This window comes from Sulfitobacter sp. SK012, from assembly GCF_003352085.1.
GTDB lineage: Bacteria > Pseudomonadota > Alphaproteobacteria > Rhodobacterales > Rhodobacteraceae > Sulfitobacter.
Map to the genome: position 1 here is coordinate 3,396,816 of NZ_CP025804.1, position 15,188 is coordinate 3,412,003.

13 protein-coding genes are annotated in these 15,188 nt (G+C 55.8%); 3 read left to right on the top strand and 10 right to left on the bottom strand.

What is annotated here, in order from left to right; genetic code table 11:
- Positions 1-57 precede the first annotated feature (57 nt).
- Entirely contained in the window at positions 58-1,590 is a 1,533-nt protein-coding gene (locus tag C1J03_RS16590) for an acyl-CoA carboxylase subunit beta (protein ID WP_114887599.1), read from the bottom strand.
- Between the two features lie 168 nt (positions 1,591-1,758).
- On the opposite strand from C1J03_RS16590, the gene C1J03_RS16595 reads away from it, so the two are divergent.
- Both C1J03_RS16595 and C1J03_RS16600 read left to right on the top strand, forming a co-directional pair.
- On the top strand, positions 1,759-2,985 hold the full coding sequence (locus tag C1J03_RS16595; protein WP_114887600.1) for a multidrug effflux MFS transporter: 1,227 nt from the start codon (positions 1,759-1,761) through the stop codon (positions 2,983-2,985).
- 75 nt (positions 2,986-3,060) lie between these two features.
- Positions 3,061-4,461: a helix-turn-helix domain-containing protein gene (locus C1J03_RS16600; protein ID WP_114887601.1), complete on the top strand. Its 1,401-nt coding sequence runs from the start codon at positions 3,061-3,063 to the stop codon at positions 4,459-4,461.
- Between the two features lie 3 nt (positions 4,462-4,464).
- Here C1J03_RS16600 and C1J03_RS16605 read toward each other — a convergent pair whose 3' ends face one another.
- From C1J03_RS16605 to C1J03_RS16640, 8 genes are all read right to left on the bottom strand, one after another.
- Positions 4,465-5,070: a thermonuclease family protein gene (locus C1J03_RS16605; RefSeq protein WP_368073904.1), complete on the bottom strand. Its 606-nt coding sequence runs from the start codon at positions 5,068-5,070 to the stop codon at positions 4,465-4,467.
- A gap of 117 nt (positions 5,071-5,187) precedes the next feature.
- Positions 5,188-6,846, bottom strand: a complete 1,659-nt coding sequence (gene betA / locus C1J03_RS16610) for a choline dehydrogenase (protein ID WP_114887603.1) — start codon at positions 6,844-6,846, stop codon at positions 5,188-5,190.
- A gap of 158 nt (positions 6,847-7,004) precedes the next feature.
- Positions 7,005-8,456: a betaine-aldehyde dehydrogenase gene (gene betB / locus C1J03_RS16615; RefSeq protein WP_114887604.1), complete on the bottom strand. Its 1,452-nt coding sequence runs from the start codon at positions 8,454-8,456 to the stop codon at positions 7,005-7,007.
- A gap of 57 nt (positions 8,457-8,513) precedes the next feature.
- The gene (locus C1J03_RS16620) at positions 8,514-9,698 is read right to left on the bottom strand and encodes a BCCT family transporter (RefSeq protein WP_114887605.1); all 1,185 of its coding nucleotides are present in this window, start codon (positions 9,696-9,698) and stop codon (positions 8,514-8,516) included.
- Between the two features lie 94 nt (positions 9,699-9,792).
- The gene (gene betC, locus C1J03_RS16625) at positions 9,793-11,301 is read right to left on the bottom strand and encodes a choline-sulfatase (protein ID WP_114887606.1); all 1,509 of its coding nucleotides are present in this window, start codon (positions 11,299-11,301) and stop codon (positions 9,793-9,795) included.
- The gene (gene betI, locus C1J03_RS16630) at positions 11,298-11,873 is read right to left on the bottom strand and encodes a choline-binding transcriptional repressor BetI (protein ID WP_114887607.1); all 576 of its coding nucleotides are present in this window, start codon (positions 11,871-11,873) and stop codon (positions 11,298-11,300) included. Before betI ends, betC begins: the two co-directional genes overlap by 4 nt.
- Positions 11,874-11,945: 72 nt before the next feature.
- Positions 11,946-12,851 carry a DMT family transporter gene (locus C1J03_RS16635; protein WP_114887608.1) on the bottom strand — a complete coding sequence of 302 codons (906 nt, stop codon included), beginning with the start codon at positions 12,849-12,851 and terminating at the stop codon, positions 11,946-11,948.
- Between the two features lie 39 nt (positions 12,852-12,890).
- A complete protein-coding gene (locus C1J03_RS16640) occupies positions 12,891-13,487 on the bottom strand; it encodes a LysE/ArgO family amino acid transporter (protein ID WP_114889054.1) in 597 nt (198 codons plus the stop codon).
- A 357-nt stretch (positions 13,488-13,844) separates the two neighbouring features.
- Between C1J03_RS16640 and C1J03_RS16645 the strand changes: the two genes are divergently transcribed.
- On the top strand, positions 13,845-14,084 hold the full coding sequence (locus tag C1J03_RS16645) for a hypothetical protein (RefSeq protein WP_114887609.1): 240 nt from the start codon (positions 13,845-13,847) through the stop codon (positions 14,082-14,084).
- Positions 14,085-14,336: 252 nt separating this feature from the next.
- Here the strand turns inward: C1J03_RS16645 and C1J03_RS16650 are convergent, their stop codons facing one another.
- On the bottom strand, positions 14,337-15,086 hold the full coding sequence (locus C1J03_RS16650) for a YebC/PmpR family DNA-binding transcriptional regulator (protein WP_114887610.1): 750 nt from the start codon (positions 15,084-15,086) through the stop codon (positions 14,337-14,339).
- Positions 15,087-15,188: the final 102 nt, after the last annotated feature.

The following is a 15,188-nucleotide window of genomic DNA, read 5'->3' on the forward strand; positions in this document are numbered from 1 at the left end:
GGTTTGGGCCATCTGTGACCGCTGCTAACACTTTCATCAAACGCACGGGTCTATCCCTCAGAGCGGGATATTGTTGTGCTTCTTCCACGGGGTCGTGACCTTCTTGTTGCGCAGGCTGGCAAAAGCGCGCGCGATGCGTTTGCGGGTCATGCGGGGCTGAATAACCTCATCGATGAACCCACGTTCAGCGGCCACAAACGGGTTGGCAAAGCGTTCTTCGTAATCCGCCGTGTGCTTGGCGATCTTATCGGCGTCACCCAGATCAGCGCGGTGGATGATCTCTGTCGCGCCTTTGGCCCCCATCACGGCGATCTCGGCAGTGGGCCAAGCGTAGTTAAAATCTGAGCGCAAATGCTTGGACGCCATCACGTCATAGGCACCGCCATAAGCTTTGCGCGTGATGACCGTGACCATCGGCACTGTCGCTTCGCCGTAAGCAAACAAAAGCTTGGCACCGTGCTTGATCACGCCGCCGTATTCTTGGGACGTGCCGGGCAGGAAACCGGGCACATCGACCAACGTCAGCAGAGGGATTTCAAACGCATCACAAAAGCGCACAAACCGCGCGGCCTTGCGCGAGCTGTCGATGTCCAGACACCCGGCCAGCACCATCGGCTGGTTAGCAACAACCCCCACGGTGCGGCCCTCAATCCGGATAAAACCAGTGATGATGTTCTTGGCGTAATCCTCTTGGATTTCATAAAAATCGCCCTCGTCGCCCAGTTTGAGGATCAACTCTTTCATATCATAGGGCGTGTTGGCGTTTTCCGGCACCAACGTATCGAGTGACGCTTCAATCCGTGCAGGATCGTCAAAGAACGGACGCACAGGCGGCATCTCGCGGTTGTTGGAAGGCAAGAAATCGACCAGTCGGCGCACTTCGGCCAACGCCTCTACATCGTTCTCAAATGCACCATCTGCGACCGAGGATTTGCGGGTATGAGTGGCGGCACCCCCAAGCTCTTCGGCGGTGACCTGTTCATTTGTGACCGTCTTGACCACATCTGGGCCTGTCACAAACATGTAAGAGCTGTCTTTGACCATAAAGATAAAGTCAGTCATCGCTGGTGAATAAACCGCTCCGCCTGCGCAAGGGCCCATGATAACGCTGATCTGCGGGATCACGCCGGACGCCTCGATATTGCGCTGGAACACTTCAGCATAGCCCGCAAGGCTGGCCACGCCCTCTTGGATGCGCGCACCGCCGGAATCGTTGATCCCGATCACAGGCGCGCCGTTTTGCACGGCCATGTCCATGATTTTGCATATTTTTTGCGCATGCGTTTCTGAAAGAGATCCCCCAAAAACGGTGAAATCTTGACTAAAGACATAGACAAGCCTGCCGTTGATTGTGCCCCACCCTGTGACAACGCCATCCCCAGCCGGTTTTTGCTTTTCCATGCCAAAATCCGTGCAGCGGTGCGTCACGAACATATCGAATTCCTCGAAGCTGCCTTCGTCCAACAGCAAGTCGACGCGCTCTCGGGCGGTCAATTTACCGCGAGCGTGCTGCGCATCGATCCGCTTTTGGCCGCCACCTAGGCGGGCATCGGCGCGGCGATTTTCGAGTTGTTCGTGGATATCTTTCATGGGGCGCTCCTTTGAGGGCTGGTCGCGCGTATATTACGCAAGTGCGCGAGGAACCAAAGGCCATTCGTGCAAATTTGCAAACTATTTTCAGCCGATCGAGTGCTAATTGCAAATTTGCTAATAAATTTAGCGTGGACAAGATCGCAGCACAGGATTACCTAAATTTGCATGCAAGACACCCTTCCCGACGTGGCCCCCGCCAAATTTGGCGACCACACCACACCACCACATATCGTCACATTGATCCTACTGGCAGGCATGTCAGCGATCGTGATGAATATATTCCTGCCTAGCCTGCCGAAGATGACCGAACATTTCGAGACGGATTACGGCATCATGCAACTGTCCGTTGCCCTCTATCTACTGTTCAGCGCCGGCTTGCAGCTATTTATAGGACCACTCTCAGACAGGTTTGGGCGAAGACCTGTCATGTTATGGGGGTTGGGGCTGTTTTTGGCGGCAACTGTGGGGTGCATCTACGCACCCAATGTGCACGTATTTCTAGCATTCCGGATGTGTCAAGCAGCTGTCGCGGTTGCCATGGTGTTAAGCCGCGCCGTTGTGCGCGACATGTATGCGCAAGACCGGGCGGCTTCGATGATTGGGTACGTAACAATGGGAATGGCCGTCGTCCCGATGGTGAGCCCTGCTTTGGGCGGCATTCTGGATCAGTTCTTTGGGTGGAAAGCTAACTTCTGGGCACTTTTCATCATGGGTGCTGCCGTAATGGCGTTGACCTGGGCCGACCTGGGCGAAACGGCACGAACCTCTGATAAATCCCTCGTTGCGCAATTCAAAGAATACCCCGAACTTTTCCGTTCCCCGCGCTTTTGGGGATACGCGTTGGCGGCTGGTTTTTGTTCAGGTGCGTTTTTTGCCTATCTGGGTGGTGCGCCATTTGTCGGCACAGAGGTCTTTGGCATGAGCCCCGCCAAACTCGGCGTTTATTTCGGTGCTCCAGCGGTCGGATATTTTGTCGGTAACTTCATCACCGGGCGATACGCCACCAAGTTTGGCATCAACAAGCTGGTGTTCTGGGGCTGCGCAGCAAATGCTGTAGGGGGTGCCATTTCGTTGCTAATCTTCTTGGCAGGCTATGGCAGCCCGCTCAGCTTTTTCGGCATGATGACGCTTGTGGGTTTGGGTAACGGGCTATGCATCCCCAACGCGACGGCCGGCATGCTGTCAGTGCGTCCTCATCTAGCAGGCACAGCCTCCGGGCTGGGCGGTGCGATCATGATTGGTGGCGGCGCTGCCCTAAGCGCCCTTGCAGGCATGCTGCTTGGACCGGAAACAGGTGCGTTTCCACTCCTATGGTTGATGCTGGTGACCGCAATAGCCGGATTGATAGCGATCTACGCCGTGATCCGTCGCGAACGCTCACTAGGGCTTTAAGTCGCCAAAGGCCGCTTGCGCGACACAGTTTGCAAAGCTAGCTTAAAGCAACTGCAAAGTTGCAAAGGGCGCGTTATGGCCACTCAAAAACTCTATGCTGGAGCTAAGCTGCGCGAATTGCGCACACGACTTGGGCACACCCAAAAAGACTTTGCCGCACGACTTGGTGTGTCCCTGCCCTATCTCAACCAAATGGAGAACAACAACCGCCCGGTGTCGACAACTGTGGTGTTGGCGTTGGCGTCAGAATTCGGCCTTGATGTAACGGAACTCAGCGCCGGAGACGGTGAACGTCTGGTCAGCGACATGCGCGAAGCTTTGGCCGATCCACTTTTTGAGGGCGTCATGCCGCCTCTTGCAGATTTACGCCTTGCCGCCTCAAACGCACAGGGCCTAGCACGGGCCTTTCTTACTCTGCACCAAAGCTACCGACAAACCCAAGAACGCCTTGCATCCCTGGACGAAGCACTGGGGCGTGAAGATGCGCGCGCCAGCCCAAGCCCTTGGGAAGAAGTGCGCGACTTCTTTCACTATTGCGATAACTACATCGATGCTGTGGACCGGGCTGCTGAACATTTCGGCAGGGCACAGGCGAAGGGTGTATCGATCCGAACAACGGCCATTGCCGCCCTCGCCGACGCTGGCGTCACGGTCGAGCTGGCAGAAATGGACGCGCTGCGACTGTATGATCCAGACGCACAGAGCTTGCAGATTTCAGCCCATGCCAGCAGCGAAACGCAGACATTTCAGATGCTTGTGCAGGTGGCGCTTTGCCGTAATGACGCGCTGCTTGATGCGACATTGGACCTTGCGCGGTTCCATACTCCGGCGGCACGCGGCATCGCCAAGTTAGGGCTCGCCAACTACTTTGCCGGGGCGGCGCTGATGCCTTACCGCGCGTTTCAAGATCGCGCCCGTGAAGTACGTCATGATCTTGAGATGCTCGCTACCCATTTTGGGGCCTCCATCGAACAGGTGGCGCACCGCCTGTCGACAATGCAGCGGCCCGGCGCAAAGGGCATTCCGTTCTTTTTCGTGCGCGTTGATCAAGCCGGTACAATCACCAAACGTCATTCTGCCACACGGCTGCAATTTGCGCGATTTGGAGGGGCCTGCCCCCTTTGGAACGTGCATAGCGCATTCGAGACACCGGGGCGCTTTTTGCGTCAGTTGGCGGAGACGCCCGATGGTGTCCGCTATATTAGCTTGGCGCGTGACATCTCGAAATCCGAAGGGCGGTTCGGCGCGCCTCTGCGCCGTTTTGCAATCGCCCTAGGGTGCGAGATTCGCCATGCCGCGCAGCTGGTCTATGCCGATGGGCTGGACTTAAGCCGTACGTCAGCATTTGAACCCATCGGTATTTCGTGCCGTATTTGCGAGCGTAAAACGTGCCACCAGCGCGCCGTTCCCCCGTTGGAACGTAAACTGGTCGTAAATCCTGACCGCCGCGACATACTGCCTTACCGTGTCGACTAATCTTTAGCGCCGCGCTGCGCGCCAACCGGCCGCCTGTGCCGCGGCTTGAGAGCAAAACCACCGTTCGCCTTTTCTTATGGAGATGCGGGTTTGTTGGTAAAATTGCTGACCCGATATGTGGTAGATGCGTGTCCCCCTCGCCGATATGTTTCCCTTGATCTGGCACTCCCCGCTTGGTGCAGCAGCAGCTTTGCGTTTGGCGCGGCGGTGGTCTTCAGGGGCTTGAATTTGGGTGGCATGTAGGCCCCGGTTTGCCCGTGCTGCAACACGTTCTTGGGCGACATAGTCACTGCCATATTTGACATAGGCAAAGGCCATCCCCTGATCGACCAACCACGCGCCAACATCCTGTCCGCCTACCACACAGGTTGCTACCGTCCGGCCATATCGATCCGTATCGCGCGACGTGCACGTGGCGATTTGACCTGCAAACCGGTCACGCACCACCTTGGTGATCCAAACGCCGCAATCCCACGTCGCACCCTGCACTGCTTTACAAGTTTGGTCCATTTCGGGCGCATCGACCGCATGAAGCCGGACGCGCGTGCCTCCAACATCAAAGGTATCGCCGTCAATAACTCGGACGGACCCCGAAACGGTGTCCCGCACCGCAGCCTGCAACGGCACTGCAAAGAGAAAACAGAGGGCAAACAGTGAACAAATTCTTAACATGCGCCGGTTATGGAGCCGAAACTGAAACGGCGCAATGCTATTTGTTAGGCTGAGTTAACGTTGTGTTACTTGCCAATTCGGATGGATCCAAGGCTGGTCATTGGACGCTGGTAACGGGTCCAAACCCAACAGATGGTCAGCCATTTTCTCGCCCACCATGATCGAAGGTCCATTCAGGTTCCCATTGGTAATGCGCGGGAAAATCGAGCTGTCAGCAACACGAAGCCCTTCAACCCCAATCACGCGTCCATGGCTGTCTACCACTGCGTCCCGGTCATCCGCCCGGCCCATTCGGCAGGTGCCGCAGGGGTGATAAGCGCTCTCCGCATGCTCCCCGATAAAGGCATCGATCTCGGCGTCGCTTTGCACATCCGCCCCCGGCTGGATCTCGTGTTTTACAAACGGCGCAAAGGCTTCCTGCGCAAAAATCTCGCGGGTTAGACGGATACATGTACGGAACTCCTCCCAGTCGTCTGGATGAGACATGTAGTTGAACGCAATCTTTGGTTCGTCAGCGGGATCTGCAGAGGCAAGGCTGACACGTCCGCGAGACTTTGAGCGCATTGGTCCTGTATGGGCTTGAAACCCGTGCCCTTCAGCAGCGGCTTTCCCATCGTAGCGCACAGCAATCGGCAAGAAATGGTACTGAATATCGGGGTATTGCACGCCCGGTTTGGAGCGTATGAAGGCCGCACTTTCAAACTGGTTCGAAGCGCCCATCCCGCGTTTCGTCAAAAGCCACTGCGCGCCGATCACGGCCTTTGATACCAGATTCCAGTGCTTATAAAGCGTGATTGGTTGGGACGCTGCCATCTGCAGATAAACTTCGAGGTGGTCTTGCAGATTTCCACCTACGCCCGGACGGTCAGCGACCACATCGATCCCATGTTCAGCTAGATGCGCCGCAGGGCCGATCCCCGACAACATCAGCAGTTTTGGCGAGTTGATCGATGACGCTGCAAGTACAATTTCGCGGCCCGCGCGCAGCACTTCGACTTTACCACCCCGCTTAACCTCAACACCGACGGCTCGTTTACCGTCCATCACAACTCGCCGCGCCAGAGCACGGATAACATGCACATTGCCTTGCTTCTGAGCGGGCCGCAGGTAGGCGTTTGCCGCCGACCATCGCCGCCCATTCCAGACGGTCTGCTCCATGGGGCCAAAGCCCTCTTGCTTCTCGCCGTTGTAGTCGTCGGTTACTTCGTACCCAGCTTGCTTGCCCGCTTGGACAAATGCATCGAACAACGGGTTGTCGCGCGGGCCGCGGCTGACGTGCAGCGGTCCGTCCGTGCCGCGCCAATCGGGATCGCCACCATGATCCCCATCGTGCCAAGTCTCCATCCGCTTAAAATAGGGCAACACATCGGCATAGCCCCAGCCATCCGCACCAGCCTCGGCCCAGTGATCATAATCCATGGCATGCCCACGCACATAAACCATCCCATTGATCGAAGAAGACCCGCCAATCACTTTGCCCCGTGGACACACCAACTTGCGCCCACCCAGATGGGGTTCGGGCTCGGACTGAAAACCCCAATCGTAGCGCTTCATGTTCATCGGATAACTCAGGGCGGCGGGCATCTGAATAAACGGCCCTGCATCGGTGCCGCCGTGCTCAATCACCAACACCGACGCGCCTGATGCACCTAGGCGGTAGGCCATTGCACAGCCTGCACTGCCTGCCCCTACAATAATAAAATCTGCGTCCATCGTGTTATCCTTCGTGATCTGTCTGCAGGTCAAAGAGGCCCGTTTTTGGCATGATCAATTCCACCAAATTCCCCACGACACCCGCCCTTTTGCGAGCACGTTTGCCGCACATCCCAAGAATGAAATGCGCGGCAGCGCACCTTTGAATTATGTCTTGTTTAGAAAGGTGCCTCCAACGTGCCCATACGTACATAGACCGATTTCAGCTGAGTATAATGCTCAATCGCGGCCTTGGAGTTTTCGCGCCCCACGCCTGAGTTCTTCGATCCCCCAAAAGGGGCCTCAACAGGCGCATCATTATAGGTATTGATGTAGCAAGTCCCCGCCTCAAACCCTGCAGCGATCCGGTGCGCACGCGCCAAATCACGGGTAAAGACGCCTGCGGCCAAACCAAACTCGGTATCATTGGCACGCGCCAGCACGTCGTCTTCATCGTCGAAATCCAGAACAGCCATAACAGGCCCAAAGATCTCTTCGCGTGCGATCACCATGTCGTCGGTCACATCTGCAAAAACGGTGGGCTGCATGAAGAAACCCTCACGGTCCAGCTTTGCACCGCCGTAAACCAGACGCGCACCCTCCGCTTTGCCTTTTTCAATATAGCTTAGCGCGATGTTCATCTGGTTTTCCGACACCATCGGACCAAAGGACGTGGCCGGGTCCATTGGATCACCAATCACGGCTCCTTCTAAACGCTCTGCGAGGCGGGTCAGGAAAGCCTCTTTAATTGCGCGGTGCACAAACACGCGTGTGCCATTGGAGCAGACCTGGCCAGAGCTATAGAAATTGCCCATGATCGCACCCGAGATTGCGCTTTCGATATCCGCGTCATCAAAGACGATCATTGGCGATTTGCCACCCAACTCCATCGTGACATGTTTGATACCGGCCGCCGCCGCTGCATAAACCTTGCGGCCCGTTGGGACGGATCCGGTAAGTGACACCTTGTCTACGCGAGGGTCGGTGACAAGAGACGCACCCACGTCGCCCCTCCCCTGCACCACGTTGTAAATCCCAGCAGGCAGCCCGGCTTCATGCAAAATCTCAGCAACTTTTAGCGCGCAAAGGGGCGTGGTCTCGGACGGCTTAAAGATCATCGCATTGCCGCATGCCAGCGCCGGAGCGCCTTTCCAGCAAGCAATCTGGGTCGGGTAATTCCACGCGCCGATACCGACGCACAAGCCGAGAGGCTCGCGGCGGGTATAGACCCAATCTTCACCCAACTGGATGTGCTCACCCGTCAAGGTCGCGGCCATTCCGCCAAAAAATTCCAACGCATCGGCCCCACTTGTCGCATCTGCGACAGAGGTTTCCTGATAGGGTTTGCCGGTGTCATAGGTCTCAAGCACACTCAGATCATGGTTCCGCTCGCGCAGAATGTCAGAGGCACGGCGCAAGATGCGACCACGCTCGGTTCCGGTCAATGCAGCCCATGCGCCTTGGGCACGGGTTGCCGCAACAATCGCTTGCTCGGTGATGGCGGGCGTGGCGGCGTGCACGGTGGCGATCACTTCACCAGTGGCGGGATAGATCACCTCGATCGGGGCACCTGCGGTGTCCTCAACGTAACGGCCGTCGATAAAATGGCTTGCTTTGGGTTGGGTCTGCATAAGTCTCTCTTTTGGTTGGAGAGCCCCGCCTGACATCGCAGACGGGGCCATTCGATATTATTCAGCAGCGAAATTCGGCTCGCCTGTTAGGCCAGACAGCTTCGAGCGTTTGACAAAAAACATGTAGGCCAGCGCCATCAGGTAAATGCCAATCACGACGGACCCGACCCACTGGATCTGCAGCCATTGGGACTGAAACAGCAACGTCAGGACAAACAGGCCGATGGTGTTGGCCAGCACATATGACGTGGTGCCAAAGCGCACAGTCGTGAGGTTGAGGTTGTCGGTATAAAGCCGGATGAGCGAGTCAAACGAGTTGATCACAAACACGATCCCCACAATTGTCATGGCCCAATTTGGCAAACCGGCCGTGCCGATCCCGTTGAGGTAGTAGTAATACAGCACCGAAAACCACAACGCCAAGGGGATTGACGGGAACACCAGCAAAGCCGCCAGCAACTGCCATGTCTTAAGGCCGCCCACAAACCGGCTGACAAATTGACCGATCATGATCGACCATGCAAACCACCAGAACAGATAGAATTCGTGATATTCCGTCAGAGGTATGATGAACGTGTGGATGTTGCTGAAATAGCCACCGACATTGCTGGCCGTGGTCACAAATTCACCCACACCCATACCTGCGTTCAGCCACATATAAGCAATCAGGCCAAAGAAAAGCACTGTTGAGCTGACGGACAACAGGCGGACGAACTTAAGATCCGTTGAAGAAAACGCCGCCACAAGGATCACCAAGAAGCAGATCAGGTAGAAGACCGGCAAAATCGTCTCTCCGTCGCCCACTTCGGCGATGTAATACGGCATGTAGATCAAGAACAGCGCGCCGGTAAAGGCGCAGGTCGTGATGATTACAAAGTTGTTCAGGAGCTTAACGGCAGGGATTTCAAAGAATTTCACCCGCGGCTCGATTGCGCAGAAATAGAACGTCGTCAGGAAGTAGAATGCCCAAATCAGAAAACCCCAAAAGCCAAACTCCAAGGCCAAGGGGTTGGTAAAGGCATAAGCTGGCTCCGTGGCGGTATCGGCATAAAGCGGAAAGTCAAAAGCCAACGGGAACATGATCAGGCCCACATCTAGACCGGACGTAAAAAGGATGGCGATAAAGGTAAAAAGCGGCATCGGGGTGACGCCTGTCAGTGGTAGGTCCCACCATTTGATGACGCAGATTATCACCAGCACAAATGCCAGGATAACTCCGAATGAGATTACAGACGTAAGCATGTTGTCCCTCGTTTTTGTTGGTCGCTTTTTTTTGATCGGTGCATATTTTTTGCTTCTTGCGGCACTGCACCGTTGGTTTTTTTGTTTTTGTTGATTATTCCCCGCGTGGGAACCGTTTGTTTTCCTCAAGCACGTTGAGGTCCATATGATTGCGCATATAGGCCTCTGATGCATCGCGCAGGGGTTGGTAATCCCATGGATAATAACCGCCCTGACGCAGCGCTTCATAGACAACCCAACGGCGGGCTTGGGATTTGCGCACATCCGCGTCATAGGCCGCCAGATCCCAACGCGCTTCTGACTTGGCGCGCAACGTACTGCGGGTGCCCTGATGCTCAGGATGCTCTGCAAGATTGTTCAACTCATGCGGATCGGCTTCCAGATCAAAGAGTTGATCGGGATCAATTGCACAGCGGTTAAACTTCCATTTGCCGTAGCGCAGCGACACCATCGGTGTTTGGGTTCCCTCGGCCGCGTATTCCATCGCCACGGGTTCGGTGCGTTCCACACCCTGCCCCATGGGCACAAGCGACTGACCGGTGGTCCAATCCATCACCTCGTCCATGGAGACGCCGGCAAGCTCGCAAAGTGTCGGGCAGACGTCGATGTTACTGACGGGCGTCGTGTGCAGACCAGGCTCCATCTGCGGAGCGGCGATCATCATTGGCACGCGGGCCGAGCCTTCGAAAAAGCTCATCTTGAACCAAAGGCCCCGTTCGCCCAGCATGTCCCCGTGATCCGAGACGAACATTATGATCGCCTCTTGCCGGGTGTCTTCAAGCGTCTGCAGGATCTCGCCGACCTTATCATCGAGGTAGCTGATATTGGCGAAATAAGCTTGGCGTGAGCGCTGGATGTCTTGATCCGTTATGTCAAAGCTACGCCAATCGTTGGCGTCAAAAATACGCTGTGAGTGAGGGTCGTGCTCCTCATAAGTCATCGCCTTAACGTCGGGCTGCAAGTGCTCGCAATCGTTGTACAAATCCCAATACTTCTTGCGCGCTACATAAGGGTCATGCGGGTGCGTAAAGCTGACCGTGAGGCACCAAGGCCGCGCATCTTGACCGCGTGATAAATCATAAAGCTTGCGCGTCGCCTCATACGCCACGGCGTCGTCATATTCCATCTGGTTTGAAATCTCGGACACACCCGCGCCGGTGACGGAGCCCATATTGTGGTACCACCAATCGATACGTTCACCCGGCTTGCGGTAATCTGGTGTCCACCCGAAATCAGCAGGATAGATATCGGTGGTCAGGCGTTCTTCGAACCCGTGAAGTTGGTCTGGGCCGACAAAATGCATCTTGCCTGACAAACATGTTTGATAGCCCGCACGCCGCAGGTGATGTGCGTATGTGGGAATTGATGATGCGAATTCAGCCGCGTTGTCATAGACCCCTGTCGCCGATGGAAGTTGCCCCGACATGAACGCCGCGCGTCCCGGCGCACAAAGCGGACTGGCTGTATAGCAATTCGCAAAACGGGTCGAGCGCGCAGCAAGCTTTTTGAGGTTGGGCGCATGCAGCCAGTCGGCAGGACCATCAGGGAACAATGTCCCGTTCAACTGGTCAACCATCAGGATCAGGATGTTGGGCTTGTTCATTTGGGCATATCCAGCAACAGATCAAGGATCGACATCGCGGCATTGCGCGCATCGTCGGCAGTTGCGGCCTCTGACAAAGCGGCCCGCAGATAAAGTCCGTCGATGAGGGCAGCCAGTGTTTCTGCATCAGCCTCGGGCTGCGCACTGATCGGGCGCAGGGCGTGGCGCAGGTTGGACCGCAGACGCCCCTGATAAAGCCGTAGCAAACGCTGCATCCGCCCACCCTTGCTGGCAGCAGCATAAAGCGACATCCATGCGCAAATCGTCTCTGGGGTGAAACAGGTTTGGGCGAAATTCGCGCGCACAATTGCTTCGGCCCGTTCCCGAGGTGTTTGGGTACCGGCCAGCGCCGTGCGGACCTCAACCCCGTATTCAACAAGGATATGGCGCATTGCCGCAAAGAAGATCTGATCCTTGCCGCCAAAATAGTGGTGCGCAAGTGCGGTGGACATACCGGCGGCCTTGGCAATTTGGCCGACGGTCACGTCAAGCGACCGGGCCCGCCCAATCTCGGAGATCGTCGCCTCTACCAATGAGGCACGGCGCAGCGGCTCCATTCCAACTTTGGGCATAAGATTCGGGTCCTTTAATGGAAGCCCGATCAGGGTGGAGCGCTTTTATTGATCCGTCAATCAATAAAAGCGCTAAACCTTTGTCTCATTCGTGTGGGGTGTGATGTGGCGGCCCTTCAGAACCGCCTCTCGCCACGTGATAAAGGTGACAGAGGCGAGGATGACAAACCCGCCGACCACGACCCAGATATCTACCGGTTCCGCAAACATGAACGCCCCCAGCGCTGCGGCCCAGATCAACTGCAAGAACGTCACCGGTTGCGTCACTGTCACTGGAGCGGCAGCAAAGGCCAGCGTCATGGTGAAATGCCCGGCCGTGGCAAAGCAGGCGACGGCAGCTAGAAATGTCAGCTCTTTGGCATTGGGTACGATCCAGTCATAGGCCGCAAATGGTGCCAAACTGATGGTCACAAAGACCGACAACATTGCGACGACAACGGCTGGTTTCGTTTCATCCGCAAGGAGCTTGGCAATCAAATAGCTTGCGGCGAAGACCACTGCTGCGATCAGCATGGCTAGGTGGCCGCTGCCGACCTCACGAAAACCGGGGCGCAGAATGATCGCGGCCCCTACCAACCCCATTACCACAGCGAAAATTCGGCGCGCTGCCAGCCTCTCTCCCAGAAATATCGCAGCGCCGATAGTCACGTAGATCGGCGCAAGGTAATTCATCGCCGTCACCTCTGCGATTGGTATGCGGGTCATCGCGTAGAACCAGAGGATCACACCGCACGCATGGCACAGCCCCCGGATTGTAAAAAGCTGCCACTGTCGGCGTGTCAAATGCGCCGCCCTGAGGGTTGAGATCACGGGCAGCACAAACACCAATCCCATTGCGTAGCGCAGAAATGCCGCCTCAGCAGCGGGCATGCGCGACCCCATTGATTTGACCAATGCGGTCACCAAGATGAAACAAACGCCCGTTACAAGCATCAAAAAGATACCGGTCATGGGGCGATGAGGAAGCTGTGTGGCCATAGCCGGACAAAAGCGCAATCAGCGCATGTCTACAAGCGCTTAACCAAAGATCAGTTTGGCCGCGATGCCCCACATCGTGAGTGCGATGAGCCCGTCTAAGATTTGCCAGCTTCGGGGGCGGGTAAAAAGTGGACCCAACAGGCGCGCACCGTATCCAAGCGCGAAGAAGAAGACAAAGCTCGCCATCACAGCGCCGACGCCAAATGCAAACCGGTCAGGATATTGCGCCGAGATCGATCCGATCAACACGACTGTATCGAGGTAGACATGCGGGTTTAGCCACGTCAGCGCTAGCAAGGTCGCCGCGATCCGTGGCAAGCTTTGCTCGGTGCTGCCTTCAATGTCCAAGGCCGCGCCTCCGCGCCACGCGCTCTTTGCATTGCGCCAGCCGTACCAGATCAAGAAAGCGGCCCCGCCGTAGCGCATCGCGATTTCAAACCACGGCAACGCTTGGGCCAGTGCACCGAACCCTGCCACCCCAGCGATGATCAACAACGCATCCGACACCGCGCAGATCAGGCAGACGGCCAACACATGTTGCCGCTTTAACCCCTGCCGCAAAACGAATGCATTTTGTGCACCGATCGCAAGGATCAACGTCAGACTAAGCGCAAAGCCGGGCAGAAAAGATGTGATCACGCAGGGCCTCGATAAATCAGTTCAAATTTCGCAAGTTTTGCACTTGCGGCGGGCGGCTTTGCCGGTGATACCCCCCTTCCGCGCATTATCCCAGTCAGCTGCGCGCACCAACTCCACATTGCCTGAATTTTTCATGCATGCGCCCCGTTACTCTTTGTAATGAGCGGCGACGGAACTTGGCGCGCTGTCCGTATTGATATGCAGCGGGCAACAAAGAGCCCAAAAAAACCGGCTTGTAACCCAACCTCGCAGTTTCGTGAGGAATTGCAGACACATCACAGTGATCTGATCGGGGCGGACTAGCGTATAGACTATACTAACCCTATCTGGATATCAGGTATTAAGGATAAAGACATGTTTGACACAAACACAAAACTAGACGTGAGCTGCAAGGAACTGGACTTGATTGAGTCCGCACTGGAGACCCAAAGCAAAATTTTGCAGGTTCAGGTCAACGCAGGAACTGAAGACGTTCTGGGCAAACTCAACGACGTAAAACGCCTGCTCACGCAGATCGACAATGCACGCCCTAAACGTAAGTGCTGCACGTCTACCACCACCAGCTGGCTGAGCTTCTTGCGCCCGGCCAGCTGAACAGCGAAGGCGCCACCACCTGCATTTTCAGATAGGCGCTCGCAAGTAAAAAGGATCGGAGATACGGAATTGATGCGCAGAAATGCGCTTTTTTCTTTTCTAGCCCACAATTTTCAAACCGGCTCAGCCAATAGCGAAAATTTCCGAACAACACGCAATTTCGGACAACGCCGCGCATTATATTTGTGCTGTCTAATTTAAAACCAGGTCAGATTGGTCGACACGCGGCGCTTGAGACGCCGCGCGACAACATCATTCTTCGGACAGCTGTTCCATGACCTCATCTGAGGCCTCGAAATTGGTGGTGACCCGCTGTACGTCGTCGTCGTCTTCGAGCGCATCCATCAGCCTCATCAGCTTTTGCATGCTCTCTAGATCCATTTCAGTTGTGATATTGGGCTTCCAGACCAGTTTGGTAGAATCGGATTCGCCCAATTCGCCCTCAAGCCCGGTCGCGACATCGTTCAGATCCGTGTCCGCACACCAGATCACATGCCCCTCTTCGGTGCTTTCAACATCTTCAGCGCCAGCTTCAATCGCGGCCATCATCACCGTATCGGCATCGCCCGTATCAACGGAATATGTCACCTCGCCTTTGCGGTCGAACATAAAACCAACACTGCCGGTTTCGCCGAGGTTGCCGCCGTTCTTGGTAAAGGTCGACCGCACCGTTGAGGCCGTGCGATTGCGGTTGTCGGTCATTGCTTCGACGATCACAGCCACGCCATTGGGACCGTAGCCCTCATAGCGGATTTCTTCGTAATCATCGCCCTCGCCTGCTTGGGATTTCTTGATCGCCCGATCAATCACTTCCTTTGGCACAGAAACAGATTTTGCTTCCTTCACGGCCATGCGCAAACGGGGGTTTTTGTCAGGATCAGGATCGCCCATTTTGGCGGCTACCGTAATTTCCTTGGACATCTTGGAAAATACCTTGGCGCGCAATTTGTCCTGACGCCCTTTGCGGTGTTGGATATTTGCCCATTTTGAGTGGCCTGCCATGGAAACCTCATGTCTGAAAAGTTGCTTTGCGTTTCTATATGCCAGCCCACCGCGCCCGACAAGGCCAGCGCAGAGGCTTGCAAGCAATCAAAACCCTAACCT

Coding starts and splice junctions, on each gene's coding strand:
- betC (WP_114887606.1), bottom strand. CDS start 11,301: ATGAACAAGCCCAACATCCTGATCCTGATGGTTGACCAGTTGAACGGG.
- betI (WP_114887607.1), bottom strand. CDS start 11,873: ATGCCCAAAGTTGGAATGGAGCCGCTGCGCCGTGCCTCATTGGTAGAG.
- betB (WP_114887604.1), bottom strand. CDS start 8,456: ATGCAGACCCAACCCAAAGCAAGCCATTTTATCGACGGCCGTTACGTT.
- C1J03_RS16600 (WP_114887601.1), top strand. CDS start 3,061: ATGGCCACTCAAAAACTCTATGCTGGAGCTAAGCTGCGCGAATTGCGC.
- betA (WP_114887603.1), bottom strand. CDS start 6,846: ATGGACGCAGATTTTATTATTGTAGGGGCAGGCAGTGCAGGCTGTGCA.
- C1J03_RS16645 (WP_114887609.1), top strand. CDS start 13,845: ATGTTTGACACAAACACAAAACTAGACGTGAGCTGCAAGGAACTGGAC.
- C1J03_RS16590 (WP_114887599.1), bottom strand. CDS start 1,590: ATGAAAGATATCCACGAACAACTCGAAAATCGCCGCGCCGATGCCCGC.
- C1J03_RS16620 (WP_114887605.1), bottom strand. CDS start 9,698: ATGCTTACGTCTGTAATCTCATTCGGAGTTATCCTGGCATTTGTGCTG.
- C1J03_RS16635 (WP_114887608.1), bottom strand. CDS start 12,851: ATGGCCACACAGCTTCCTCATCGCCCCATGACCGGTATCTTTTTGATG.
- C1J03_RS16650 (WP_114887610.1), bottom strand. CDS start 15,086: ATGGCAGGCCACTCAAAATGGGCAAATATCCAACACCGCAAAGGGCGT.
- C1J03_RS16595 (WP_114887600.1), top strand. CDS start 1,759: ATGCAAGACACCCTTCCCGACGTGGCCCCCGCCAAATTTGGCGACCAC.